This window comes from Streptomyces sp. CA-294286 (assembly GCF_050947155.1).
In the GTDB taxonomy this organism is placed as follows: Bacteria; Actinomycetota; Actinomycetes; order Streptomycetales; family Streptomycetaceae; genus Streptomyces.
This window is the reverse complement of record NZ_CP192005.1, coordinates 588,970-612,901: the sequence shown is the minus strand read 5'-3', so window position 1 is coordinate 612,901 and position 23,932 is coordinate 588,970. Positions and strand designations below refer to the sequence as shown.

Sequence of the window (23,932 nt, the reverse complement as noted above, 5' to 3'; positions counted from 1 at the left end):
GCGAGCCGAGCGCCTACGGTGCTGTCCGCTCGCTCCGCCGCCCCCGTACGACGAACACCAGGCCCGTCGCGGCGAGCACCAGCCCGGCCGCCCCGCCGCCCATCGGCAGCGTCTCGCCGACCAGCCGCAGCTTGTCGCTGTCCGCCGATGCCTGCCTCACCTGCGCACGCTGCGTGGCCTCGGTGAACTCCATCCGCTCGCTGTCCAGCAGCACCATGGAGTCCTTCTTCGAGCCCGGCGCGCGGACGGTCTTGCGCGGGCCGATCGCGGCGTTCACGATGCGCCCGGTCCGCTTGTCGACGACCAGCTCGATGCCGTGGTTGGCGTACCACTCCTCGGCGAGGACCTGGCCCCGCTCGGGCAGCCCGACCATGCGTCCGGGGACCATCCGGGTGCCCGTCCTGGTCGGCGGCACGCTGCCCGTGAAGAGGTAGCCCTCGTAGCCCTGGATCTTCTTCGTGCCGTCGAACTTGACGACGACGGTGGAGCCGAGCGTGCCGTCCCACCAGCGGTACGAGCGCTCCTGCACGTCGAAGGGGAACTTCAGGTACGCCTCGCCGTCGAAGACCGGCTTCTCCTTGCAGCAGTGCACCGGCTCGTTGGTGCGGCGGTCGGTGACCCAGCGCTCCAGCGTCCACTGCAGGGAATCGGTGGTGTCGGCGGCCGGCAGGGTGCCCTCGTGGTCCACCGAGGTCGACACGTCCCAGACGGCCCGGCCGCTCTTCAGGCTGTCGGCCACGTCACCGCGCACCTGGCGCGTGATCGTGAGCGGTGCGTCCGTGACGGTCTTGATGTCCTTGGTGTCGAAGTAACTGCCCGTGCCCTCGAACACGGTCGTGGTGTCGATGTCGATCGGGTTGCTCTTTGCCCGTGGGCTTACGTACCAGGTCAGCAGGGGTGCCAGCACGAGCAGGAACACGCCGGTGCCCAGCAGGACGAGCGACAGAGGGGAAGCGGTGCGACGCATACGGGTGCTCCAGGAGGGCCGGGAGGGGGAGGACGCGGAGTGGGTTTTCGTACACAGTGCGTATGGGCCGGGAACCGTAAGCGCGCTCTTGACGACTGTCAATCAGGTGATGACACTGTGGGCTAGCTGTCAGGCCGCCGGTGGGGACCAGCGTCAGAGAGGCCACCCGCCATGCCCAGACTCGTGTCAGCCCTACTGACCTCCCTCGTTGCCGCCGCGCTGGCGGTGGGGGCGGCGTTCGGCATCGTGGCACTGCTCAACGCCACCCCGGAACAGCCCAACGTGCCCCTGATCAGCTACGAGACGGGGACCCCGCGCAGATGACCGGAGTGGACACCGTTCCCGACCCGCCGCAGGTCCGCGAACCGCCCGAGACGTCCGCCTGGACGGACGTGCCCCGGCTCCAGGTACGGCAGTTCGCCGACCTGGCGCTCGCCGAAGTGCCCGCGCTCGCCCGGCAGATCCTGGACGAGATCTGCCGCGAACACCCCCGGATGCCGCTGATCGTCGACGAACAGGGCGACCTCATGGCGCTCGTCGGTATCCGCCGGGCGCTGGAGGACTTCGTGCAGCACCTGGTGCGCCAGGACGGACGCCGGCCCCATTTCCACCTGGAGGTCTTCCAGGAGTTCGGCCGGGGCGAGGGCCTGCACGGCCGGTCCCTGGACTCCCTCCAGGCGGTCTACCGGCTGGGCGTACGTCTCGCGTGGCGGCGTCTCGCGGAGATCGGCCAGCAGGTGAGCATCCCGCCGCCCGCCATGTACGAATTGGCCGAGGCGGGCTTCGCGTTCCTCGACGGACTCGTGGACGAGTCGGTACGGGGCTACGCCGAGGCCGCGGCCCGGCAGGCCGGTGAACGTCTGCGGCTGCAAAGGAAGCTGGCCCAGGCCATTCTGCGCGAGCGGGTCACGGGCGTGGGAAGCGACCCGGCGGACCACCTCGCCGAGTTCGCCGCGCACGCGGCCCGGATCGGCTGGGCGCTGCCGGATCGGGTCGGGGTGGGCGTACTGCTGCGGCCCTCCCGGGACAGCGTCGCCCCCGCGGTCGGGGACGACGTCCTGCTCGACATGGAGAGCGAACAGCCCCTGATGGTGGTGCCCGACCCGCTGCGGCCGGGCCGGCCGGAACAGCTGCGGCGGGCGACGACCGGGTGGACCGGGGCGATGGGCCCCGCCGTCCCGCTCGCCGAGGCGGCCAAGTCGCTGCGCTGGGCGACGGCCGCGGTCGGGCTCATGGAACGGGGACTGCTGCCCTCGGACGGACTGCTGCACTGCACCGAGCACACCGAGGCGCTGGTGCTGCTGCCGCCGGAGGAACTGATCGGGGACCTGACGGCGAGGTGCCTGGCACCGCTGGCCGGGTGCGGGCGGACCCAGGGGAGACGACTGGCCGAGACCCTGCTGGCCTGGCTGGAGACACGCGGCGGAGCGCCGGAGGTGGCGGCCCGGCTGGGTGTGCACCCGCAAACCGTGCGATACCGGATGCGGCAGATCCGGGAGCTGTGGGGCGAAGAGGTCGACGACCCGGACCGCCGTTTCGAACTGGAACTGGTCCTGAGGGCGCAGCGCCTGCGAGGCGAACTGGCCGAACCGGTCCGCTAGCCCCCAGCTCCGGCCCGCCAGCTCCCCGGCAGCCCTTTGACCGGCGAGGCGGCCCGGCGTGAGCCCCGGGGCGGCGGACCCGCTCCACCTCAGCCCCCTCGGGCGGCGGGGCCGCCCCCGGGGGCGCGGAGGTACCTCCCTGCACGAGCGGAGCCGAATGCTTGGGGAAGGGCGGGCAAGGGGCGGCCCCCCACCGGAGGTGCGCCCCCTCCGTACGCCCGCGACCGCTGCGTACGTACACCCCGCCGCACGTCGCGCCCCGCAGGCGTCGGCGCGCCAACCGCTTCGTACGCGTCCCCCGGGGCGGCCTCGCGACCACCCCCGTACGCGCCCCCGCCCCAGCAATCCCGTCCGCTACCCCACCAACCGCTCGTACGCCGGCAGCGTCAGGAAGTCCGCGTAGTCCGAGTCGAGCGACACCGTGAGCAGCAGGTCGTGCGCCTCCTGCCACTTCCCGTTCGCGAACGCCTCCTCGCCCAGCTCGGCGCGGATCGCCGCGAGTTCTTCGCCCGCGATCCTGCGGGCCAGTTCCGCCGTCGCCTTCTCGCCGTTCTCGAAGACGACGCCCGCGTTGATCCACTGCCAGATCTGGGAGCGGGAGATCTCGGCGGTGGCAGCGTCCTCCATCAGGTTGAAGATGGCGACCGCGCCCAGCCCCCGCAGCCACGCCTCGATGTACCGGATGCCGACCTGGACGGCGGAGACCAGACCCTCGTACGTCGGCTTCGCGTCGAGCGAGTCGATGGCGATGAGGTCACCGGCGGCGACGGACACGTCCTCGCGCAGCCGCTCCTTCTGGTTCGGCTTCTCGCCGAGGACCGCGTCGAAGGAGGTCATGGCGATCGGGACCAGGTCCGGGTGGGCGACCCACGAGCCGTCGAAGCCGTCGGCCGCCTCGCGGTCCTTGTCCGCCTTGACCTTCTCGAAGGCGACCTTGTTGACCTCCGCGTCGCGCCGCGAGGGGATGAAGGCGGCCATGCCGCCGATCGCGTGCGCGCCGCGCTTGTGGCACGTGCGGACGAGGAGTTCGGTGTACGCCCGCATGAAGGGCGCGGTCATCGTCACCGCGTTGCGGTCCGGCAGGACGAACTTCGCGCCGCCGTCGCGGAAGTTCTTCACGATCGAGAAGAGGTAGTCCCACCGCCCGGCGTTGAGGCCCGCCGCGTGGTCGCGGAGTTCGTAGAGAATCTCCTCCATCTCGTACGCCGCCGTGATCGTCTCGATCAGGACGGTGGCGCGGACGGTGCCCTGCGGGATGCCGACGTAGTCCTGGGCGAAGACGAAGATCTCGTTCCAGAGGCGCGCTTCGAGGTGGGACTCGGTCTTCGGGAGGTAGAAGTACGGTCCCTTGCCGAGCTCGATGAGCCGCTTGGCGTTGTGGAAGAAGTAGAGGCCGAAGTCGACCAGCGCGCCGGGGACGCAGTCGCCGTCGGCGTCCCGGAGGTGGCGCTCCTGCAGGTGCCAGCCGCGCGGACGCATGACGACCGTCGCCAGCTCGGAGTCGTCCTTCAGTGCGTACGACTTGCCGGACTTCGGGTCCGTGAAGTCGATGTCGCGGGTGTAGGCGTCGATCAGGTTGCGCTGGCCGAGGATCACGTTCTCCCAGGTGGGAGCGGACGCGTCCTCGAAGTCGGCGAGCCAGACCTTCGCGCCCGAGTTCAGGGCGTTGATGGTCATCTTGCGGTCGGTCGGACCGGTGATCTCCACGCGGCGGTCGTTCAGCGCGGCCGGGGCCGGGGCGACCTTCCAGGAGTCGTCCGCGCGGATCGCGGCCGTCTCGGGCAGGAAGTCCAGCGAGGAGGTACGGGCGATCTCGGCGCGGCGCTCACCGCGTCGGGCCAGCAGCTCGTTGCGGCGGGGGGTGAACCGCCGGTGCAGCTCGGCCACGAACGCGAGGGCCGCGTCGGTCAGAACCTCTTCCTGCCGGGGCAGGGGCTCGGCGTCGACGATGGCCAGCGGGGACGGCGCTGGTGCGGACATGAGCGGTCACTCCTTCGCGGGGCGGTGCCTTCGCGGCCGCCGGGCGGACGACACACGGCACGGAGTGCCGAGGGGGCCGAGGTACGGGCGCGGGCGCCGTTCAGTGTGGTTCGTACGATCAAGCGCTTCTGATCAGTGGATATTAGTTTCCTCATGGTGGAAGTTCAATGGTTTGTTGATGTCGAGATTCTTCGGCGCGACAGAAAGTGTCCCTGAGTGCCGCACCGGTCACCTCAGGTGGCCGCACGCGCCTGCGGCCCGCCCGTTCCGTCGAGCCGCGACAGGTCCTCGGGCAGATCGATGTCGTACGCCTGTGCCACATCGCCGCACTCGACGAGCGTGAGCGCGTCGGCGTGCTCCGTCAGGTAGACGCGTGCCCCGCGGTCGCCCACCGCACTCCTGGCGACCTCGGGCCAGCGGTCCGCCCCGAAGAGGACGGGGTGCCCGCGCTCTCCGCCGTAGGCGGCGGCAGCCAGTCCCGTGCCGCCCGCGGCCAGTACCCGCGCCACCGCCGCCGCCCCGATCCCCGGCTGGTCCACGAGCGACACCAGCGCCGCTGCGAACCGCCCGTCCCGGGGGAGGGCTGCGAGGCCCGCGCGCAGGGAGGCACCCATCCCGTCCGCCCAGTGCGGGTTGTCCACCAGTACGCAGCCGTCCAGGTCGGCGCGCTCCCGTACCGCGTCCGAGGCCGCGCCCAGGACGACGTAGACCTGGTGGCAGCCGCCCTCGCGCAGCATCCGTACCGCGTGCTCCACCAGCGGCCGGCCGCGGTGCGGGAGCAGCGCCTTCGGCCGGCCCCCGAGACGGCGCCCGCCGCCGGCCGCGAGGACGAGGCCCGCGGTGGACGCGGCGGGCGGCGGGTCCGGCGGGCGGGCCGGACCGGATGCGGGCGAGGTGTTCCGGGCGCGTGGCATGGTCCCTGGATACCTCAGATGCGGCCGACCGCACGGGACCGGGAGGTCCGGCGCGCTGCGGGGGGCGGGGCGTCCGTGCCGCAGGAGGGCCGCGGCCGTCAGTCCTGGAACGAGCCGTCACCGCGCCGTCGGTGGCGGCGCAGCACATGACCGCACTGCGGGCAGTTCCGCAGGAACACCGGCTTGACGAGCCAGGACAGCGACACCGCGTAGAGCACGTTCCGTCCCGTACGCCCCAGCAAACTCTTCGTGCACGTACGGCAGTCCCGGCAGCCGCTCGCCATGAGTACCCCTCTCCTCGTCGACACCGCACACCCTCGCGCGCGCTTCCGCTCCACCGTAGGAGCGCCGTGCTCGCCGGGGGCGCGTGAGCTGCGGGCCGTACCCGTACCGGGCCAGGACCGCACCACGGATGTGACGGGCCGGCGCTCAACCTCCGGGGCCCCCTCACGGTCCGTACGGTGGCGCACACGCGGCGAGAGCGTTAGCGTGCCCGTCGCCCCGGAACGTTCGGCAGGGAGCGCGCCGCGGCAGGAGCACGAGGACGTGCGAGGGGGAGAGCTTTGTTGCGAAGCGCCGAGGAGCGGTGCGCGACGTGGAGCGGCGGCGACCCGCGAGTCGCCGAACTCCATACGGTCGTCGCGCGACTCCGTCGTGAACTGGCGGCGTTACCAGCCGAGTTGTCGGACCGGGCGATAGCCGAGGACGAACTGGCCGGACTGGCCGCCATGCTCCGGGGCGGGACCCCCGAAGTGCCGCGGCTGCGCCGCTCGCTGCTGCTGATCGCGGGAGCCATCGGATCGGTGAGCGCGCTGGCGCCCGCGGTGGGGCGGGTGCGCGCCGCGGTCGACCGCTTCGACGACGACCGCCGGGACGGCGACCCGCCGGGCGACGGCCGATTCCCCGAGGGCGCTCGCGACGGCCCGCCCACCCCGCCGGACCTCGGTTAGGCGGCCCGCTGCCAGTCCAGCTCCGCCACCTTGTCGGCCTCGCCCCGCGCGAGCAGCGCGAACAGGCGCAGCACCTCCTCCTCGGCCACCTTGTCCAGGGAGCCGGCCGCCGCCGTCTCGTCCTCGACGTTCTCCCACAGCAGCAGTCCGCCCGCGAACGCGCTCAGCGACCAGCCGCTCTCGTGGGTCAGCGAGACGTCCGGGTTGTCCGTGTCGGTGGCGGCCAGTGCCTCCTGGACGAGCCTGCGGACGGTGCCGGCGTCCGGCTCGTCGACCGCGTTGCCGTGGACGTCGTACATGAAGTAGGTCATGGGGGTCTTAGGTTCCTTACCTTCGGATCAGCCTGCGGGCCGTCGCCGCCGCTACGGCGGACGTACGGGAGTCCACACCGAGTTTCGCGTAGATGTGCACCAGGTGTGACTTCACGGTGGCCTGGCTGAGGAACAACGCCTTGCTGACCTGCTGGTTCGACAGGCCCTCGCCGACGAGCTGGAGCACCTCCAGCTCGCGTTTGGTGAGGGCCTCGGCGGGGGTGCGCATCCGGTCCATCAGCCGGTGCGCGACGGCCGGCGCCAGCGCCGACTGCCCTGCCGCCGCCGTGCGCACCGCAGCCGCCAGCTCCTCCGGCGGGGCGTCCTTGAGGAGGTAGCCCGCGGCCCCGGACTCGACGGCCGCCAGGATGTCCGCGTCCGTGTCGTACGTGGTGAGGACGAGTACCCGGGGTGCGCCGGGGCGGCCCGCGATGGCGGCGGTCGCCTCCGAACCGTGCATCCGGCCGGGACCGAACTGGAGGTCCATCAGGACGACGTCGACGCCGCCGGCCGCCGCCAGCTCCACCGCGCGCTCCGCCGTCGCGGCCTCCGCCACGACCACGAAGCCCGGCTCGGTGTCGAGCACGGCGCGCAGCCCCGCCCGCACGACCGGATGGTCGTCGGCGAGCAGCAGCCGGATCGGAGCACTCGTCATGGGCGTGACTCCCGTCCTGGGGCGGTGGGGGCGGGCCCGGCCGCGGACAGCGGCAACGGCAGGGTGATGGCGACGGCGGTGCCCTGGCCCGGCGCGGACTCGACGCTCAGGGTGCCGCCGAGGGACCGTGCCCGGGAGCGCATGGCGGGCAGACCGAAGCCGCCGTCCGCACTCGGCCGCCGTGTCGTGCGCCGGGGATCGAAGCCGACGCCGTCGTCGACGACGTCGAGCGAGACCGACGTTCCCATGAAGCTGAGCGTGATCTCCACCCGTCCGGCGCGCGCGTGCCGCACCGTGTTCGCCAGCGCCGACTGCGCGATGCGCAGCAGGGCCACCTCGTACGGGGTGGGCAGCTCGACCGGTGTTCCGCTCACCCCGAACTGGACGGCGGGACCGCCGGGCGAGGGCGCGCACAGCCGCTCCAGGGCGGCGGCCAGCGAACCGTGCTCCAGATCGGGCGGGCTCAGCGCGCGGACGAAGCGACGCGCCTCCGCCAGGTTGTCCTGCGCCGCCTCGCGCGCCCGCCGGATGTGCGCCAGCGCGGGATCCGCCTGCGGCAGCGCCCGCTCGGCGGCGCGCAGCAGCAACTGGATGCTGGAGAGGCCCTGGGCGAGGGTGTCGTGGATCTCCCGGGCCAGCCGCTCCCGCTCGGCAAGGGTGCCCGCTGCCCGCTCGGCCTCCGCCAACTCGGCCCGGGTGGAAAGGAGTTCGTCGATCAGCTCGCGTCGTCGCTCGCTCTCCCGGTGCAGCGACTGATAGCCCAGCACGGTCGCCACGGCGACCGCGGCGCCGAGCAGCGGCCCTATGAACGTGCCGGGCGTGACCGCCTGTCCGTGAGCGACGAAACTGGCGATCGCGGCGGCCGCGGTCACCGCGACGGCGGACAGCCCCCACCGCATCGGCAGCAGATGCAGCTGGAGGAAGTACAGCGGGAACGCCGTCCACAGACCGTCCGGCGACACGGCGAGCAGTGCGAGCCAGGACGCCCCGAGGGCCACCAGCCAGAGCGCGGCCGCCCGCTGCGAGCGGCTGACCGCGGGACTCAGCACGCCGGCGGCGTACACCCCGGCCATGACGAGGGCCGCCGCGACGACCGCGTACGCGTGCGGGCCGCCCGCGGCGACCGCCTTCACGGACGCGAGGGCGAGCAGCCCGGCGAGCAGCGCGTGCAGGCACAGCCGCAGCACCCGCAGGACGGGGGTCAGCACGAGTGGGGCCGGCGTGGGGGCCGGTGGCAGGGGTTCCATGGTTCGTACCAGCCTAAAGGGGACGTCCTCGTCGCAGATCAACCAAAGGATTGATGCCGGAGCGAACCCCTGCCCGATGTTTTTCCCTCCCGCGCCGCGCAAGGTGGGGACCATGTTCGTCGCATGGAGAGACCTTCGCTTCGCCAAGGGCCGCTTCGCCCTCATGGGGGCCGTCGTGGTCCTGATCACGCTGCTCGTCGGCCTGCTGTCCGGGCTGACCGCGGGGCTCGCCCGGGACAACACCGTCGCCCTCACCTCGCTGCCCGCCGACCGGCTCGCCTTCGCACCGCCGCCGGACGGCCAGGAGGTGTCGTTCACGAACTCCTCGGTCGGGGAGAGCGCGTGGCGGGACTGGGCGAGGCAGCCGGGCATCCGCAGCGCCGAGCCGATCGGCATCCGTACGGTCAACGGCTGGGCGGGGGAGCGCACGGTCGCCGTCGCGGCCTTCGGCGTCGAACCGGCGGCGAAGATCGCCCCGGCGTCCGGGATGCTCGGGCCGGGCCGGGTGGTGCTCTCGGCGAAGGCCGCGGACGAGCTGAAGATCGGGGTGGGCGACACCGTGCGCCTCGGCTCGCTCGACGAGAAGGTCGCCGCCGTCGAGGGCGACGCCATGTACAGCCACCAGCCCGTCGTGTGGACCTCGCTCGACGACTGGCAGAAGCTCGGCCACAGCGGGACGTCCATGGAGGAACAGGCCACCGTCATCGCCCTGGAGGGACGCGACGGAGCGGACTACGCGGCGGGGGACAAGGCCGCCGGAACCCGGTCGGTGCCGCTGGCCGACTCGCTGTCCGCGCTCGCCTCGTACCAGGCGGAGAACGGCTCGCTCCAGCTGATGCGTGGTTTCCTCTTCGCCATCTCCGCCCTGGTCGTCGGGGCCTTCTTCACCGTCTGGACGATCCAGCGCAGCGGCGACATCGCCGTGCTGAAGGCGCTGGGCGCCTCGACCCCCTACCTGCTGAAGGACGCGCTCGGGCAGGCCGTGGTCATGCTGACCGCCGGCACTCTGCTCGGCACCGGGATCGCGACGCTGGCCGGGGCGCTGATCGGCGGAACCGTTCCCTTCGTCCTGGAAGCGGCGACGCTGCTCGGGCCCGCCCTCGTGATGATCGCGCTCGGCGTCGTCGGCGCGGCCCTGTCCATCCGGCGCATCACCGCCGTCGACCCCCTCACCGCGCTCGGGAGCGCCCGATGACCCTCGTCATGACCGACGTCACCCTCACCTACCCGGACGGCGACCGGACCCGCCTCACCGCGCTCGACTCCGTCTCGCTGGAGGTGGCGGCGGGCCGGCTCGTCGCGGTCGTCGGGCCCTCCGGATCCGGGAAGTCCAGCCTGCTGGCCGTGGCGGCGACGCTGGTCACCCCCGACGCCGGGAAGGTGGTGGTCGACGGCACCGAGACGGGAGCGCTCAGCCCCGCGGAGAAGGCGGAGCTGCGCAGGGAGCGGATCGGCATCGTCTTCCAGCAGCCGAACCTGCTGCCCTCGCTGACCGCCGTGGAACAGCTCCAGGTGATGGCGCACCTGTCCGGGCGAAAGCCGCGCGAAGCGCGGTCACGGGCCCTGGAACTGCTGGACGCGGTGGGGCTCGCCGACACGGCGGACCGCCGCCCGCACCAGCTGTCCGGGGGGCAGCGGCAGCGGATCAACATCGCGCGGGCCCTGATGAACGAACCGGCCGTGATGCTCGTCGACGAACCGACGAGTGCGCTCGATCACGAGCGGGGAGCGGCGGTGCTGGACCTGCTGGGCGGTCTGGCCCGGGAGCGGGGGGTCGCCACCGTACTCGTCACCCACGACCCCGCGCACCTGACCGCGGCCCAAGCGGTCCTGACCATGACCGACGGCACCCTCGCCCCGTAGCCTGGTCTGCCCCCACGTCCGCCCCTTGGGCAGCGGGGCCGCCCAAGGGGCGGAACGAGCGGGCAAGGGGGCGGCCCCCGCCGGACGTGCACCCCCCGGCCGCCCACCGGACGTGCACCCCCGCCGTACGCCCTCCGGGCGAGGCGCCGGTGCGTACGCCTCGCCCCGCGAGAGGTACGCGCCGCTCTATCCCTGCGTCGCCGTGTTCGCCAACGCCCCCGAGAGGTCCTGCGCCACCTCCAGCAGAATCGGCACGATCCTCTCGGTGGCCGCCTCCGTCACCCGCCCCGCCGGCCCGGAGATCGAGACCGCCGCCGCCGTGGGCGAGTGGGGCACGGACACCGCCAGGCACCGCACCCCTATCTCCTGCTCGTTGTCGTCCACGGCGTACCCCGTCCGCCGCACCTGCTCCAGTGCTTCCAGGAACCCCTCGGGGGTGGTGATGGTCTTCTCGGTGGCCGCCGGCATGCCGGTCCGGGCGAGCAGCGCCCGTACCTCCTCCGCCGGGGTGTGCGCGAGCAGTGCCTTGCCGACGCCGGTGGAGTGCGGCAGCACCCGACGTCCCACCTCGGTGAACATCCGCATCGAGTGCTTGGACGGGACCTGCGCCACGTACACGATCTCGTCGCCGTCCAGCAGAGCCATGTTCGCGGTCTCGCCGGTCTCCTCGACGAGCCGTGCGAGGTAGGGCCGCGCCCAGGTGCCGAGCAGCCGCGACGCGCTCTCGCCGAGCCGGATCAGCCGGGGGCCCAGCGAGTACCGCCGGTTCGGCTGCTGTCGTACGTAACCGCAGGCCACCAGGGTGCGCATCAGACGGTGGATGGTCGGCAGCGGCAGCCCGCTGCTGGCGGAGAGTTCGCTCAGGCCGACCTCACCGCCCGCGTCGGCCATACGCTCAAGGAGGTCGAAGGCGCGCTCCAGGGACTGCACGCCGCCGCTCGCGGAGGCTGGCTTGGAGGCGTCGGTGGCGCTGGCGCTGGACGTCGGCACGGAGCGGTCCTTTCGGGGCGGGCAGGCAAGGCAGCAGACTACCTGGGGTGGTCCGGGATGCTCCTCATGGTGGGAGCTACGTTCTGCATGGCGGAATCATGTTTCCATTCTGTGGAATCATCCAAGGCGGGTGTCGGTGCTCACACGGCCCTTGACGGAGCGGGGGTCCGGATGAAGACTCCGCTTCAACAGTTCGTTGAATAGGAGACACGAGTGATCGAGTCGGCGGAAGCGGAAAACGTAGAACTGGTGCTGCGCGCCACGCGCGTCGTCACCCCCGACGGCACCCGCCCCGCCACGGTCTCCGTCGCCGGCGGGAAGATCGTCGCGGTCCTCCCGCACGACGCGTACGGGCCACAGGGCGAGCGGGTGCCCGCCGGCGCCCGCTTCGAAGACCTCGGCGAGCACGCGCTGCTGCCCGGCCTCGTCGACACCCACGTGCACGTCAACGACCCCGGACGTACCGCGTGGGAGGGTTTCTGGACGGCCACCCGGGCCGCCGCGGCCGGCGGCATCACCACTCTCCTCGACATGCCCCTCAACTCCCTCCCGCCGACCACCACGGCCGACAACCTGCGCGTCAAGCAGGACGTCGCCCGTCCCAAGGCGCACGTCGACACCGGCTTCTGGGGCGGGGCCGTCCCCTCCAACGTGGCCGACCTCAAGCCGCTGTACGAGGCCGGGGTCTTCGGCTTCAAGTGCTTCCTCTCGCCCTCCGGGGTCGAGGAGTTCCCGGAACTGGACCAGGAGCAGCTGGCCCGGTCCATGGCCGAGATCGCGGGCCTCGGCGGCCTGCTCATCGTGCACGCCGAGGATCCGCACCACCTGGCCGAGGCCCCGCAGAGGTCCGGGGAGAAGTACGCCGACTTCCTCGCCTCCCGCCCGCGCGACGCCGAGAACACCGCCATCGAGGGCCTCATCGCCCTCGCCAGGCGCCTCGACGCCCGGGTGCACGTCCTGCACCTCTCGTCCTGCGACGCGCTGCCGCTGATCGCCGCCGCCAAGCGCGACGGCGTCAAGGTCTCGGTCGAGTCGTGCCCGCACTTCCTCACTCTCACCGCCGAGGAAGTCCCCGACGGAGCGACCGAGTTCAAGTGCTGCCCGCCGATCCGTGAGGCCGAGAACCAGGACGTGCTCTGGGCGGGTCTCGCCGACGGGACGATCGACTGCATCGTCTCCGACCACTCCCCGTGCACCACCGACCTCAAGACGCCGGACTTCGCGTCGGCCTGGGGCGGCATCTCCTCCCTCCAGCTCGGACTGCCCGCGATCTGGACCGAGGCCCGCAGGCGCGGCCACTCCCTCGACGACGTCGTCCGCTGGATGGCGGCGGCCCCGGCAGACCTCGCCGGACTCACCCAGAAGGGCGCCATCGAGGCCGGCCGCGACGCCGACTTCGCGGTCCTCGCCCCCGAGGAGACCTTCACCGTCGACCCCGCCGAACTCCACCACCGCAACCAGGTGACGGCGTACGCGGGCAAGACCCTGCACGGCGTCGTCAAGCAGACGTGGCTGCGCGGCACCCGCATCGCCCACGAAGGCACCCTCGCCGAGCCCGCCGGCCGCCTGCTCGAAAGGAACAAGTGATCCTCATGACGGAGATCCCCTCCTTCACCGGAGACGCCGCCCCCTTCGGCGGTGGCGACCCGTACGCGGACTACCGCACCGCCGACCTCCCCTTCACGCACCTCGCCGACCTGGCCGACCGCCGTCTCGGCGCGGGCGTGATCGCCGCCAACGACGAGTTCTTCGCCGAGCGCGAGAACATGCTGCTCCCCGAGCCCGCCCACTTCGACCCCGAGCGCTTCGGCCACAAGGGCAAGATCATGGACGGCTGGGAGACCCGCCGCCGGCGCGGCGTCTCGGCCGAGCAGCCGCACCCCACCGCCGACGACCACGACTGGGCACTGGTCCGTCTCGGCGCCCCCGGCGTCGTACGCGGCATCGTCGTCGACACCGCCCACTTCCGCGGCAACTACCCGCAGGCCGTGTCCGTCGAAGGCACCTCCCTCCCCGGCTCCCCCTCGCCCGAGGACCTCCTCTGCGAGGACGTCAAGTGGACGACCCTCGTACCGCGCACGGCGGTCGGCGGGCACGCCGCCAACGGATTCGCCGTCTCCGTGGAGCAGCGCTTCACGCACCTGCGCGTCAACCAGCATCCCGACGGCGGCATCGCGCGCCTGCGCGTGTACGGCGAAGTGGTCCCCGACCCCGCTTGGCTGACCGCCCTCGGCACCTTCGACCTCCTCGCCCTGGAGAACGGCGGACGCGTCGAGGACGCCTCCGACCGCTTCTACTCGCCCGCCGTCCACACCATCCACCCGGGCCGTTCCCACAAGATGGACGACGGCTGGGAGACCCGGCGCCGCCGCGACAAGGGCAACGACTGGGTCAGTTACCACCTGGTGGGCCAGGCCGAGATCCGTGCCGTCGAGATCGACACCGCCTACCTCAAGGGCAACTCGGCCGGCTGGGCCGCCCTCTCGGTGCGCGACGGCGACGCGGGCGGGTGGACCGAGATCCTGCCCCGCACCCGCCTCCAGCCCGACACCAACCACCGCTTCGTGCCGGCCTCCGCTCCGGCGGCCGACCAGGTGCGGATCGACATCTACCCGGACGGCGGCATCTCCCGGCTGCGGCTCTTCGGCTCGCTGACCGAGTCGGGCGCGGCCGCGCTGGCCGCGCGCCACCACGAACTCGGCGGCTGAACAGGGGGATCGCCCACTCGGACGGGGCCCGTCGACCGCACAGGTCGGCGGGCCCCGTCGGCGTACGGCCAGGGAATCCCCCACTCGGCCCCAGAGGGAACCTGTACGGTCCGGGCCCCCGCGTACAGCCCCCGCCGGGCTTCGTACGGCCTGGGACCCCCGGCGTACGCTCGCTGCCGGGTTTCGTACGGCCCGCGATCCCCGCGTACGCTCCCCGCCGGGCTCCGTACGGCCTAGGACTCCTGCGTACGGCCGTGCCAGTCCAGGCACACGATCATCGCGTCGTCCTCCGCCAGCACCTCCCCGCGGTGTCCCGCCAACTCGTGCAGCACCGCGCGCGGCACCTGTGCGGGCGGCAGCAGCCGGGTCGACTGGATGGCGCGGGCCAGGGCCTTCTCGCTGTAGCGCTCCCCGGCCGGCGAGGCGACGTCGTACACCCCGTCGCTGACGAACAGCAGCCGGTCCCCGGGCCGCACCCGCCACTGCTGCGACGTGTAGACGGTGTCCTCGAACATGCCGAGCGGCAGCTGCCCCTCCAGGTCGACCGGTTCGACCGCGCCGTCCCGCAGCCGCCAGATCCGCGGTGAGCCCGCGTCGACGACCTCCACGTTCCCGGTCGGCAGGTGGAAGCGCAGCAGCAGGACCGACACGTGCTGTTCGCCCCGGTGCCGGCCGTAGATCGCCTGGTCGGCCAGGCACGCCTGGTCGGTGAGGTCGAGTCCGGCACGGCGTGCGTTGCGCAGGGCGTTGATGGCCAGGCTGGTGAGCAGGGCCGCCTCGATGCCCTCGCCCATGCCGTTGGTGAGCGTGAGGGTGAGGTGGTCGGCCGAGGTGGACCAGTCGAAGTTGTCGCCGTGGATCGCGTAGGCGGGCTCCAACTGCGCGCCCAGCTGGTACTCGGCGCGGGCGCAGGAGCGGCCGGGCAGCAACTGCCACTGGATTTCCGCGGCCAGCGTCAGCCGCTCCGCCCTGCGGGCCTGGAGGTACAGGTCCGTATCGCGTTCGGCGACCACGATCTGATGCCCCAACGCCTCGGCGAAGTCCGCCAGTTCAGCCATCCTCACGGCGTCGTACGACTTCTCGGGAACCGTGACGGACAGCACCCCGAGCCGGTCGCCGCGCACCGTCACCGGGAGGTGTGCGGTCACGGAATCCGGGAAGGAGCCCGCACACGAGTACGGCTCCTGCGCACCGAAAGCCCGCCCGGGGGCCCCTGTATGGGCCGAGACGGGTGGGGCGGTACGGGGGAGCGTTCCGACCGGTTGCAGTATCGTCATGGCGTAGTCGGCCATGTACAGGTCGACTCCGAGGGAGCCGTAGAGGTCCGTAAGGATCGTGCGCGCCGTGTCGAGCAGCGCGTGGGGGTCGGCGGCGCGCAGGGTGCGCTCCACGGACGCGAGTCTGTCCAACGTCGGAGAATCACTTTCTCGAAGGATGTATTACGGGGAGGGCAAGCGTGAACCTCCAGGACTCACGCCGTCGTGGTGAAGAAGCTTCTGGCGCCGACGCCGCGGGTGGCCCCGCGGAGGCCGGAAGCGCCGCTGCCGCGGGGGTCGCGTGCGACGTGATCGCACTTCTCGAAGTGCTGTGGGAGCGGGGCAGGGACGCCGTGTCCGCAGCTCCGGTGTCCACCTCTCAACTGCGGGTCATGCACATCCTGGAGCGTGACGAGGGAATCAACCTGCGTACGCTCGGCACGGTGCTCGGGGCGGCCCCGCCGTCGGTCAGCAGGCTCTGCGACCGCCTGGAGGCCCTCGGGTACGTGAAGCGGACGGCCAGTGCGGTCAGCAGGCGCGAGGTCGAACTGCGGCTGACCGTCCCTGGCCGTGCCTACCTGCGGGACCTGCGGGCCCGGCGCGAAGAGGCACTGGTCGCCGCGGTCGCGACGATGTCCCCGGGGGCCCGCGAGGCGCTGGTGCACGGGCTCGGCGAGTTCTGCTCCGCGGTGGACGCGGGCATCGCCGGCCGTAGCTGGCCGCCCCGGCAGGAAGCCCCGGCAGAGCCCGCCGGACGGCAGGAGCGGGCGGACGGGGCTGCTCGCTCCGCGTAGCCGGTCACCGGGGCCGCCCCGGCGTACCGCGGGTCCAGGAGTACCGCGTCGAGGGGCCGCGCCACGGGAGGCACCGGATCGGGGGGAGGGGCCCTGGTCGACGACGCCTCGCGGGCCAGCGCTCACTCCGTGCACGGCTCCCGCCTCTCCCGACTGCTGCGGACTCCTGCCCGGTGACGAGCCCGAGAGCCGGTCCACGCGCGCATCGTATCCGGTGTGTGGGAGTCGTGACCACCGAGGGGTGCAATGTCCCTGTATGGGGGTTTGGGGTGGAATTGGCTGTGAAGGTCTTGTGTGCTCCGCTTGCCAGGCCGGGGACGGACGCGAGACGGTTGCCGTGCGGCAACAGTTGTCGTCGCGTGCAGCCAGTTCCGAAAGGGGGGCAGGAGCCGAACGGCTCAGGACCGTACTGGCTTCGTCTGCCGCTGTGACTTCCTCCCCCCGTTCCACCGACCGCCCCGCCGAGCGCGCGCACCCACGGCCCGGGTCCAGCGACGCACTGGCCCACGCCCTGGTGGAGAGCGGACTGGGTGCCGTCGTGCTGCTGGACGGCACCGGACTCGTCCGGCTGCTCAATGAGTCGGCACGGGGCCTGTTCCCGCTGCTCCGCGAGGACGAGGCCATGCGCGAGCCGTTCGTACCGGACTGGCTGGCGCTGGCCCAGTACGGACAACTGGCGCGCACCCAGGGGATCTTCGGCGCGAGGGAACTGACGGCACGTCGGATCTCGCTGCCCGACGGGTACGCGGCCTGGCTGCTCGACGACGTCACCCGGGAGGTCTCCTGGCAGCGCCGCTGGCAGGAGGAACGGGACCGGGCCGATTTCCTCGCCCGTGCCTCCACCCGGCTGCTCGCCCCCCTGGGCCCGCACCAGTCCGTGCAGGCGGTGGCGGAACTCGCCGGCGGGCGGATGGCCGACGCGGCCGTGGTCGTCGCCCGGACCGAGGCCCGCCCGACCTGGATCACCTCGGCCGTCGACGGCAGGCTCGCGGGCGAGGGGATCCTGTCCGAGGACGTCGGCGAGGTGCCGGGCCTGGCCGACGCGCTGGCCGGACTCGCACCCGTACCGTCCCGGTGGACGGCGCCCGACCGCGTCCCCCGGTGGCTGGCTCCGGAAGGGCTGGGGCCGCCCGGTCCCGTGCTCGTCACCCCGATGCCGGGGCGAGACGGGCCGGCCGGTGCGATCGTCCTGCTGCGCCGGGCCGGAGCACCCCCCTTCACCGAGGACGAGGAACTCTTCGCGCGGGTCTTCGCCGCCCGCGCGGGCGCGGCCGTCTCCTCCGCGGCCCTGCACGCGGACACGGCGGAGACCACCGCCGTGCTCCGGCGCCCCCTGCTGCCGCCCGTCCTGCGCCGTTCCAGCGGTCTCGACCTGGCCGCCGCCTACCGGGCGTCCCGCGCCGCCGACCTGATCGGCGGCGACTTCTACGACGTCCACCCCGGGACGGGCCCCGGTGACGAGACCTTCCTCGTCCTGGGCGACGTCTGCGGCAAGGGCGCCAGGGCCGCCGTCCTGACCGGCAAGATCCGCAACACCCTGGCCGCGCTGCGGCACCTGGAGAGGGACCACGGCCGACTCCTCGCACACCTCAACGCCACCCTCATGGAGGACGGCGACGGCCGCTTCGCCACCATGGTGCTCGCGGGAGCCACCCCGCTGAGCCGCGGCGAGGTCGCCCTGCGGCTGACGGCCGCCGGCCACCCGCCGCCGCTCGTCGTCCGCGCCGACGGCACGGTCGAGGAGGTCCCGACCAAGGGCACCCTGATCGGCGCGCTGCCCTCCGTCACCGCCCGCACCTGCCGCACCGTGCTGCGGGCGGGCGACGTCTGCCTCCTCTACTCCGACGGCGTCACCGAAGCCCGGGGCGGTCCGGCGGGGAGGGAGATGTTCGGCGAGGAACGGCTCCGCTCCGTGCTCGCCGACTGCGCCCACCTGCCGGTCGAAGCGGTGATCTCCGAGGTGGAGGACCGCACGGCCCAGTGGCTCGGCAGCCGGGAGCACGACGACATCGCCCTGCTGGGCATCGCCGCCCCCCGGCCCGTCGGCCCGTCACCGCACTTCGGTGCCGGCCGGCATGCGCCTCCGGGCCGGAGCCCGGCCGCCTGACGCGTCAGGCGGCGTGCCCGCCGTCCATGACCAGTTCCGCTCCGGTCACGTACGCGCCCCCGTCACCCGCCAGGTAGGCCACCAGCGACGCGACCTCCTCCGCCCGTCCGAACCGGCCGAGCGCCGTGGCCGCCCGCTGCGGTCCCGCGAGCGGGCCGTCCGCCGGGTTCATGTCCGTGTCGACCGCGCCCGGGTGGATCAGGTTGACCGTGATGCCCCGGTCTCCGACCTCGCGTGCGAGCGACTTGGTCAGTCCGGTCAGGGCCGACTTGCTCATCGCGTACAGACTGCTGCCGGGGCCGCCGACGTACCGGGTCAGGGCCGAACCGGTCGAGATGATGCGTCCGCCGTCCTCCAGTACGGACGCCGCGGCCTGCGACGCCAGGAACACCGCCCGGACGTTGACCGCCAGCACCCGGTCCACGTCGGCCAGTGTCAGGCCCTCGATCGGACCCAGGACGCCGATGCCCGCGTTGTTCACCAGGACGTCCAGTCGCCCGAAGGCGTCGGCCACCGTCGCCACGGCGGAGGTGACCGACTCGGAGTCCGCCGCGTCCATCCGCACCGCGAGCGCCCGCCGCCCCAGGGCCTCGATCCTGCGCACCACGTCCCGTGCGGCTCGCTCCCCGTCCACGTAGGTGATCGCCACATCGGTGCCGTCCTGGGCCAGTCGCAGGGCGATGGCCGCCCCGATGCCCCTGCTGCCGCCGGTGACCAACGCCGTCCTGGTCAGCGTGCCCGCAGTGGTCGTCGCGTCCGTCGTCGTAGACATGTCGGTTTCCTCTTCCGGTCTTCCGTCCGCGCCGGAGATCCCGTGCGGTACTTGTGAGTTCAAGGAAACCGGCCGTACCTCCTCCGCGCTGGCACCATTCGGACACGAACCTCCCGCCTCACCGGCGACCCCGGCCCGGGTTCTGCCCCGCCGTCCCGGACGCGTCCGGCGGGCCCGGTTCGATGCCCCGCCGGGCCGTCCGGACCGGTCGGCCGCAGACCTTCCCGGAATGATCGACATCCCGGTACGGTGAGCGCTCCGCGTGCGAGCCGCCGAAGCCTCCACACCCGCCGTCAGTTGGAGACACGACGTGGCTGCCACCTCGCCCGCCCTGCGCCCGCCCGCGCCCGCACGTGCGGCCCGGTTCGCCGATCTTCCCCTGCTGGGCGTCGCGGTCGTCTGGGGCGCCAGCTACCTCGCGGCCAAGGGGATCACCACGACGCAGACGGTGGTGGCCGTGCTGGTGCTGCGGTTCGCGCTCGTGCTGCCGGTGCTGGTCCTCGTCGGATGGCGGAAGCTGCGGGCGCTCAGCGCCGCGCAGTGGCGCGGTGCGGGGCTGCTGGGGCTCGTGCTCAGCGGGATCTTCCTGCTGGAGACGTACGGAATCGTGCACACCTCGGCCACCAACGCGGGACTGATCATCAGCCTCACGATGATCTTCACACCGCTCGCCGAGGCCGTCGTCACCAGGACCGCGCCGCCCCGCGCCTTCCTGGCCGCCGCCGGAGTCTCGGTGCTGGGCGTGGTGCTGCTGACCCAGGGCGGCGGCTTCACCGAGCCCTCCGCGGGGGACCTGCTGATGCTGCTGGCCGCGCTCGCGCGTACCGTGCACGTGCTGTTCATGTCGCGGCTCAAGTCGGTCGAGGGAGCCGACGCGCTGTCCTTGACCACCGTACAACTCGGGTCGGCCGTCGCCGTGTTCGCGGTCCTGGCCGCCGCGCCCGGCACCGGGCCCACGCCGTGGAGCGTGGCCGCCGGGTTCGGGGCGGGGGAGTGGGCGGGGCTGCTGTTCCTGTCCGTGTTCTGCACGCTGCTCGCGTTCGCCGTGCAGATGTGGGCGGTACGCCGCACCTCGCCGTCCCGGGTCAGTCTGCTGCTCGGTACCGAACCCCTCTGGGCGGCGGCCGTCGGCATCGCGATCGGCGGCGAACGGCTGAGCGCGCTCGGCCTGTTGGGCGGTGTCCTCGTGCTGGCGGGCACGGCGTGGGGGCGACGGGCCTCGGTGGCCCGACCGGTGGTGGCCGCCGGGTGACGCCGTGACACACGCTCAGCCCCGGGAGCCGCCGGCTCTGCCCGCCCGCTCCGAGGCCGCCACCAGGGCGAGCCCGGTCACCGCAAGCACGATGTTCGCGTAGATCTCGTACCCCTCGAACCAGCCCAGCTTCTCCACGACCCCCCACAGCCGGAACCAGTCGAACCACTCGTGGACGAGCCCGGCCACGCCGAACAGCATCATCAGGAACCCGGCGACTTCGAGAATGCGCTTCATGCGCACCACCGTGGACCGCCCGGGTCCGCATCCGGAATCCGTCGTCGGTCTGCCGGACGCGGGCCTCTGCCGACCGAAGTCGCAGACCGGGCAACTTCGGTACCGGCCCCGGCGCAGACGGCCACCGCTCCATCTCCGGCTGCGTACTTTGGAACGCATGAGCGATCAGGAGTACCGGTGGCTGCTGCCGTCGGCGATGGGCCACCGTGAACCGACGGCCGAGCGGGGCCGTCCGCCGCGCCGTACCCTGCGGGACTGGACCGTCGACCTCCTGATGTTCCTCTTCGCCGCCGCCGTCGGGCTCGCGGTCGCGGACGCCGTGGGCGACCTGGGCGAATCCCGGGCCGTGTTGGTGTTCGAGCAGGTGTGCGGTGCGCTGGCGTGCTGTGCGCTCTGGCTGCGGAGGCGCTGGCCCCTCGGCGTCGCGGGCGCCCTGACGGCTCTCTCCGTCTTCTCGCCGGCCAGTTCCGGGGCCGCTGCCGTCGCCCTGTTCGTCGTCACCGTGCACCGGCCCTTCAGGATCGCGGGCCGGTTCGTGGTGGCCGCCGTCGGCGCCGGGCTGCTCCAGACGGCACTGCGACCGGACCCCTCGATGTCCTTCCGGGCCGCCGCCGTCGCCGGTCTGGTGGTCACCCTGCTCGTCGTCAGCTGGGCGATGTTCGTACGCGCCCGCCGGCAACTCGTCGTGTCGCTGCGCGAACGCGCCCGGCGCGCCGAGGTGGAGGCCGGACTGCGGGCCGAACAGGCACAGCGGCTGGCCCGTGAGGCCATCGCCCGCGAGATGCACGACGTACTGGCCCACCGGCTGACCCTGCTCAGTGTGCACGCCGGGGCCCTGGAGTTCCGGCCCGACGCCCCGCCCGCCCAAGTGGCCCGCGCCGCCGGGGTCATCCGCGACAGCGCCCACGAAGCACTCCAGGACCTCCGCGAGATCATCGGCGTCCTGCGCAGCCCGCACGCGGGCGACGAGCACCGGCCGCAGCCCACCTTCGCCACCCTCGACGCCCTGGTCGCCGAGTCCCGGCAGGCGGGCATGGAGGTGGTCCTCGACAACGGGGTCGCCGACCCCGGCGCCGTGCCCGCCTCCGTCGGCCGCACCGTCTACCGGATCGCCCAGGAAGGCCTCACCAACGCCCGCAAGCACGCCCCCGGCGCCGAGGTGGCCGTCACCGTCTCGGGCCGGCCGGGTGACGGCCTCACGGTCGAGGTCCGAAACCCCGCTCCCGAGGGCGAGGCGCCCGCCGTCCCCGGGTCGGGCCAGGGACTCATCGGGCTCACCGAACGCGCCGCCCTCGCCGGCGGCCGCCTCGGTCACGGCCACGCCGAGGACGGCGGGTTCCGCGTCACCGCATGGCTGCCGTGGGCCGCATGAGCGCCACCACGCCCGCCGACCCACCGCGAGGGTGCGGCCGGACGGCTGGCTACCGTGAGCCCATGACCATCAGACTCCTCCTCGTCGACGACGACCCTCTCGTCCGCGCCGGACTCACCTTCATGCTCGGCGGCGCCGACGACGTCGAGATCGTCGGCGAGGCATCCGACGGCGCGCACGTCCCGCAGGCGGTGAGGGACGTACGACCCGACGTCATCCTGATGGACATCCGCATGCCGGGCGTCGACGGCCTCACCGCCACCGAGCGGGTACGCGCGGCGCCCGACGCCCCCGAGGTGATCGTCCTCACCACCTTCCACGCCGACGACCAGGTGCTGCGCGCCCTGCGCGCCGGAGCCGCCGGTTTCGTCCTGAAGGACACCCCGCCCGCCGACATCGTCGCGGCGGTGCGACGGGTGGCCGCCGGGGATCCGGTGCTCTCGCCCGCGGTGACCCAGCAGCTCATCCACCACGTCGCGGGCACGGGCGGAAACGAGGACCGGCAGGACCGCGCCCGGCGCAGGCTCGGCCAACTCGCCGAACGCGAGCGGGAAGTGGCCGTGGCCGTCGGTCAGGGATGCTCGAACGCCGAGATCGCCGCCCGGCTCTACATGAGCGTCCCCACCGTGAAGACGCACGTCTCGCGCATACTCGCCAAGCTCGACCTCAACAACCGGGTCCAGATCGCCCTGCTCGCCCACGACGCCGGACTGCTCGCCGACGGCCGCGACGTAGGGTGAGGAGGAGAAGCCAACGGGAGGGAATGGCATGACACTTGTCGACCTGAGCGAACACGCCGAGGACTTCACGGCGGACCCGTACACCTACTACGCCCGGATGCGCGCCCTCGGGCCCGTGCATCGTGTCCGGACCGCCGAGGCGGACGAGATGTGGTTGGTCGTCGGCTACGAGGAGGCGCGCCGCGCCCTCGCCGACCCCAGGCTGAGCAAGAACTGGCGGGTCTCCGAGCTGTGGGCCGACGAGCCGGGCCACGCCATCAACACCAACATGCTGGAGGCCGACCCGCCGCACCACACCCGGCTTCGCAAGCTCGTCGCCCGCGAGTTCACCACGCGGCGGGTGGAGGCGATGCGCCCACGCGTGCAGGCGACAGCCGACCGCCTCCTCGACTCCATGACGGAGAAGGGGCGTTCGTCCGCGGACCTGGTCGACGCACTGGCCTTTCCGCTGCCGATGACCGTCATCTGCGAGCTCCTCGGCGTCCCCGACCTCGACCGGGACCGCTTCCGCGCCTGGTCCAACGAGGTCGTCGCGCCGACCGGCGAGGAGGCGAACGCGGCGGCGGTCAACGACATGGGCCTCTATCTCGCCGAGCTGATCGAGGAGAAGCGCCGCGAGCCCGGTGACGACCTGCTCAGCGCCCTGATCAGGACCCAGGACGAGGACGGCGACCAGCTGGCTCCCGACGAACTGGTGGGCATGGCCTTCCTGCTGCTCGTCGCCGGTCACGAGACCACCGTGAACCTCATCTCCAACGGTGTACGCGCCCTCCTCGCCCATCCGGAACAACTCGCCGCCCTGCGCGCCGACTTCGACGGACTCATCGACGGCGCCGTGGAGGAGATCCTCCGCTACGACGGCCCCGTGAAGACCGCCACCTTCCGCTTCACCCGTGAAGAGGTCGAGATCGGCGGCGTCACCGTGCCCGCGGGCAAACCGGTGCTCGTCGCCATCGGCGCCGGCGACCGCGACTCCGCCCGCTACCCGGACCCGGACCGCTTCGACATCCGGCGTTCCCCGCAGGGGCACCTCGCCTTCGGCCACGGCATCCACTTCTGTCTGGGCGCCCCGCTGGCCCGCATGGAAGGGCGCATCGCGCTCCGTGCGCTGCTGGAGCGCTGCCCGGACCTGGCGCTCGACCCGCGGGGCGAGCCGTGGCAGTGGCTGCCGGGACTGTTGATCAGGGGCGTGCGCAAGCTGCCGGTACGGTGGTGA

The 23,932-nt window shown here is 72.7% G+C and carries 24 protein-coding genes; 13 read left to right on the top strand and 11 right to left on the bottom strand.

Features of this window, described 5'->3' with window-relative positions:
* Positions 1-13 precede the first annotated feature (13 nt).
* Complete coding sequence (locus ACQPZG_RS07570; protein WP_433545056.1) at positions 14-967, bottom strand: DUF3068 domain-containing protein; 954 nt, start codon at positions 965-967, stop codon at positions 14-16.
* 183 nt (positions 968-1,150) lie between these two features.
* Between ACQPZG_RS07570 and ACQPZG_RS07565 the strand changes: the two genes are divergently transcribed.
* On the top strand, positions 1,151-1,291 hold the full coding sequence (locus tag ACQPZG_RS07565) for a hypothetical protein (protein WP_185027729.1): 141 nt from the start codon (positions 1,151-1,153) through the stop codon (positions 1,289-1,291).
* Positions 1,288-2,568: a helix-turn-helix domain-containing protein gene (locus ACQPZG_RS07560; protein ID WP_433545055.1), complete on the top strand. Its 1,281-nt coding sequence runs from the start codon at positions 1,288-1,290 to the stop codon at positions 2,566-2,568. The genes ACQPZG_RS07565 and ACQPZG_RS07560 overlap by 4 nt, the downstream gene beginning before the upstream one ends.
* Before the next feature lie 354 nt (positions 2,569-2,922).
* On the opposite strand, the gene aceB is transcribed toward ACQPZG_RS07560, so the two are convergent.
* The 3 genes from aceB to ACQPZG_RS07545 all read right to left on the bottom strand — a co-directional run bounded on the left by aceB (position 2,923) and on the right by ACQPZG_RS07545 (position 5,746).
* Positions 2,923-4,548, bottom strand: coding sequence for a malate synthase A (gene aceB / locus ACQPZG_RS07555; protein WP_433545054.1), 1,626 nt, complete (start codon positions 4,546-4,548; stop codon positions 2,923-2,925).
* Between the two features lie 233 nt (positions 4,549-4,781).
* Positions 4,782-5,462 carry a nucleotidyltransferase family protein gene (locus ACQPZG_RS07550; RefSeq protein WP_433545053.1) on the bottom strand — a complete coding sequence of 227 codons (681 nt, stop codon included), beginning with the start codon at positions 5,460-5,462 and terminating at the stop codon, positions 4,782-4,784.
* A gap of 98 nt (positions 5,463-5,560) precedes the next feature.
* Positions 5,561-5,746: a hypothetical protein gene (locus tag ACQPZG_RS07545; RefSeq protein WP_433545052.1), complete on the bottom strand. Its 186-nt coding sequence runs from the start codon at positions 5,744-5,746 to the stop codon at positions 5,561-5,563.
* Positions 5,747-6,028: 282 nt separating this feature from the next.
* Between ACQPZG_RS07545 and ACQPZG_RS07540 the strand changes: the two genes are divergently transcribed.
* Positions 6,029-6,412: a DUF5955 family protein gene (locus ACQPZG_RS07540; protein ID WP_433545051.1), complete on the top strand. Its 384-nt coding sequence runs from the start codon at positions 6,029-6,031 to the stop codon at positions 6,410-6,412.
* On the opposite strand, the gene ACQPZG_RS07535 is transcribed toward ACQPZG_RS07540, so the two are convergent.
* Genes ACQPZG_RS07535 through ACQPZG_RS07525 form a run of 3 tightly spaced genes read right to left on the bottom strand, consistent with a single transcriptional unit; the run spans position 6,409 to position 8,625 of the window.
* Positions 6,409-6,723 carry a hypothetical protein gene (locus ACQPZG_RS07535; protein ID WP_433545050.1) on the bottom strand — a complete coding sequence of 105 codons (315 nt, stop codon included), beginning with the start codon at positions 6,721-6,723 and terminating at the stop codon, positions 6,409-6,411. The genes ACQPZG_RS07540 and ACQPZG_RS07535 overlap by 4 nt on opposite strands.
* A gap of 16 nt (positions 6,724-6,739) precedes the next feature.
* On the bottom strand, positions 6,740-7,378 hold the full coding sequence (locus tag ACQPZG_RS07530; protein ID WP_433545049.1) for a response regulator: 639 nt from the start codon (positions 7,376-7,378) through the stop codon (positions 6,740-6,742).
* On the bottom strand, positions 7,375-8,625 hold the full coding sequence (locus ACQPZG_RS07525; protein WP_433545048.1) for a sensor histidine kinase: 1,251 nt from the start codon (positions 8,623-8,625) through the stop codon (positions 7,375-7,377). The genes ACQPZG_RS07530 and ACQPZG_RS07525 overlap by 4 nt, the downstream gene beginning before the upstream one ends.
* A 112-nt stretch (positions 8,626-8,737) precedes the next feature.
* Here ACQPZG_RS07525 and ACQPZG_RS07520 point away from each other — a divergent pair, with 112 nt between their 5' ends.
* Together ACQPZG_RS07520 and ACQPZG_RS07515 are read left to right on the top strand one after the other, a co-directional pair.
* A complete protein-coding gene (locus ACQPZG_RS07520; RefSeq protein WP_433545047.1) occupies positions 8,738-9,820 on the top strand; it encodes an ABC transporter permease in 1,083 nt (360 codons plus the stop codon).
* Positions 9,817-10,488: an ABC transporter ATP-binding protein gene (locus ACQPZG_RS07515; RefSeq protein WP_433545046.1), complete on the top strand. Its 672-nt coding sequence runs from the start codon at positions 9,817-9,819 to the stop codon at positions 10,486-10,488. Before ACQPZG_RS07520 ends, ACQPZG_RS07515 begins: the two co-directional genes overlap by 4 nt.
* A gap of 186 nt (positions 10,489-10,674) precedes the next feature.
* Here ACQPZG_RS07515 and ACQPZG_RS07510 read toward each other — a convergent pair whose 3' ends face one another.
* Positions 10,675-11,478 carry an IclR family transcriptional regulator gene (locus tag ACQPZG_RS07510; protein WP_433545045.1) on the bottom strand — a complete coding sequence of 268 codons (804 nt, stop codon included), beginning with the start codon at positions 11,476-11,478 and terminating at the stop codon, positions 10,675-10,677.
* A 216-nt stretch (positions 11,479-11,694) separates the two neighbouring features.
* Here ACQPZG_RS07510 and allB point away from each other — a divergent pair, with 216 nt between their 5' ends.
* Together allB and alc are read left to right on the top strand one after the other, a co-directional pair.
* The gene (gene allB, locus ACQPZG_RS07505) at positions 11,695-13,065 is read left to right on the top strand and encodes an allantoinase AllB (RefSeq protein ID WP_433549299.1); all 1,371 of its coding nucleotides are present in this window, start codon (positions 11,695-11,697) and stop codon (positions 13,063-13,065) included.
* A 5-nt stretch (positions 13,066-13,070) separates the two neighbouring features.
* Entirely contained in the window at positions 13,071-14,186 is a 1,116-nt protein-coding gene (gene alc, locus ACQPZG_RS07500) for an allantoicase (protein WP_433545044.1), read from the top strand.
* A gap of 233 nt (positions 14,187-14,419) precedes the next feature.
* On the opposite strand, the gene ACQPZG_RS07495 is transcribed toward alc, so the two are convergent.
* Positions 14,420-15,595, bottom strand: coding sequence for a PP2C family protein-serine/threonine phosphatase (locus ACQPZG_RS07495; RefSeq protein ID WP_433545043.1), 1,176 nt, complete (start codon positions 15,593-15,595; stop codon positions 14,420-14,422).
* A gap of 155 nt (positions 15,596-15,750) precedes the next feature.
* Here ACQPZG_RS07495 and ACQPZG_RS07490 point away from each other — a divergent pair, with 155 nt between their 5' ends.
* Complete coding sequence (locus ACQPZG_RS07490) at positions 15,751-16,236, top strand: MarR family winged helix-turn-helix transcriptional regulator (RefSeq protein ID WP_433545042.1); 486 nt, start codon at positions 15,751-15,753, stop codon at positions 16,234-16,236.
* A gap of 427 nt (positions 16,237-16,663) precedes the next feature.
* On the top strand, positions 16,664-18,343 hold the full coding sequence (locus tag ACQPZG_RS07485) for a SpoIIE family protein phosphatase (protein WP_433545041.1): 1,680 nt from the start codon (positions 16,664-16,666) through the stop codon (positions 18,341-18,343).
* A gap of 4 nt (positions 18,344-18,347) precedes the next feature.
* On the opposite strand, the gene ACQPZG_RS07480 is transcribed toward ACQPZG_RS07485, so the two are convergent.
* Positions 18,348-19,115, bottom strand: a complete 768-nt coding sequence (locus tag ACQPZG_RS07480) for an SDR family oxidoreductase (protein WP_433545040.1) — start codon at positions 19,113-19,115, stop codon at positions 18,348-18,350.
* A gap of 310 nt (positions 19,116-19,425) precedes the next feature.
* Here ACQPZG_RS07480 and ACQPZG_RS07475 point away from each other — a divergent pair, with 310 nt between their 5' ends.
* Entirely contained in the window at positions 19,426-20,367 is a 942-nt protein-coding gene (locus ACQPZG_RS07475; RefSeq protein WP_433545039.1) for a DMT family transporter, read from the top strand.
* Positions 20,368-20,382: 15 nt separating this feature from the next.
* Here the strand turns inward: ACQPZG_RS07475 and ACQPZG_RS07470 are convergent, their stop codons facing one another.
* On the bottom strand, positions 20,383-20,604 hold the full coding sequence (locus ACQPZG_RS07470; RefSeq protein ID WP_433545038.1) for a hypothetical protein: 222 nt from the start codon (positions 20,602-20,604) through the stop codon (positions 20,383-20,385).
* Positions 20,605-20,761: 157 nt separating this feature from the next.
* Between ACQPZG_RS07470 and ACQPZG_RS07465 the strand changes: the two genes are divergently transcribed.
* The 3 genes from ACQPZG_RS07465 (at position 20,762) to ACQPZG_RS07455 (ending at position 23,932) form a co-directional block, all read left to right on the top strand.
* The gene (locus ACQPZG_RS07465) at positions 20,762-21,976 is read left to right on the top strand and encodes a sensor histidine kinase (protein ID WP_433545037.1); all 1,215 of its coding nucleotides are present in this window, start codon (positions 20,762-20,764) and stop codon (positions 21,974-21,976) included.
* A gap of 62 nt (positions 21,977-22,038) precedes the next feature.
* A complete protein-coding gene (locus ACQPZG_RS07460; RefSeq protein WP_433545036.1) occupies positions 22,039-22,716 on the top strand; it encodes a response regulator in 678 nt (225 codons plus the stop codon).
* A 28-nt stretch (positions 22,717-22,744) separates the two neighbouring features.
* Positions 22,745-23,932 (top strand): cytochrome P450 family protein, encoded by a 1,188-nt coding sequence (locus ACQPZG_RS07455; protein ID WP_433545035.1) that lies wholly within the window; start codon positions 22,745-22,747, stop codon positions 23,930-23,932.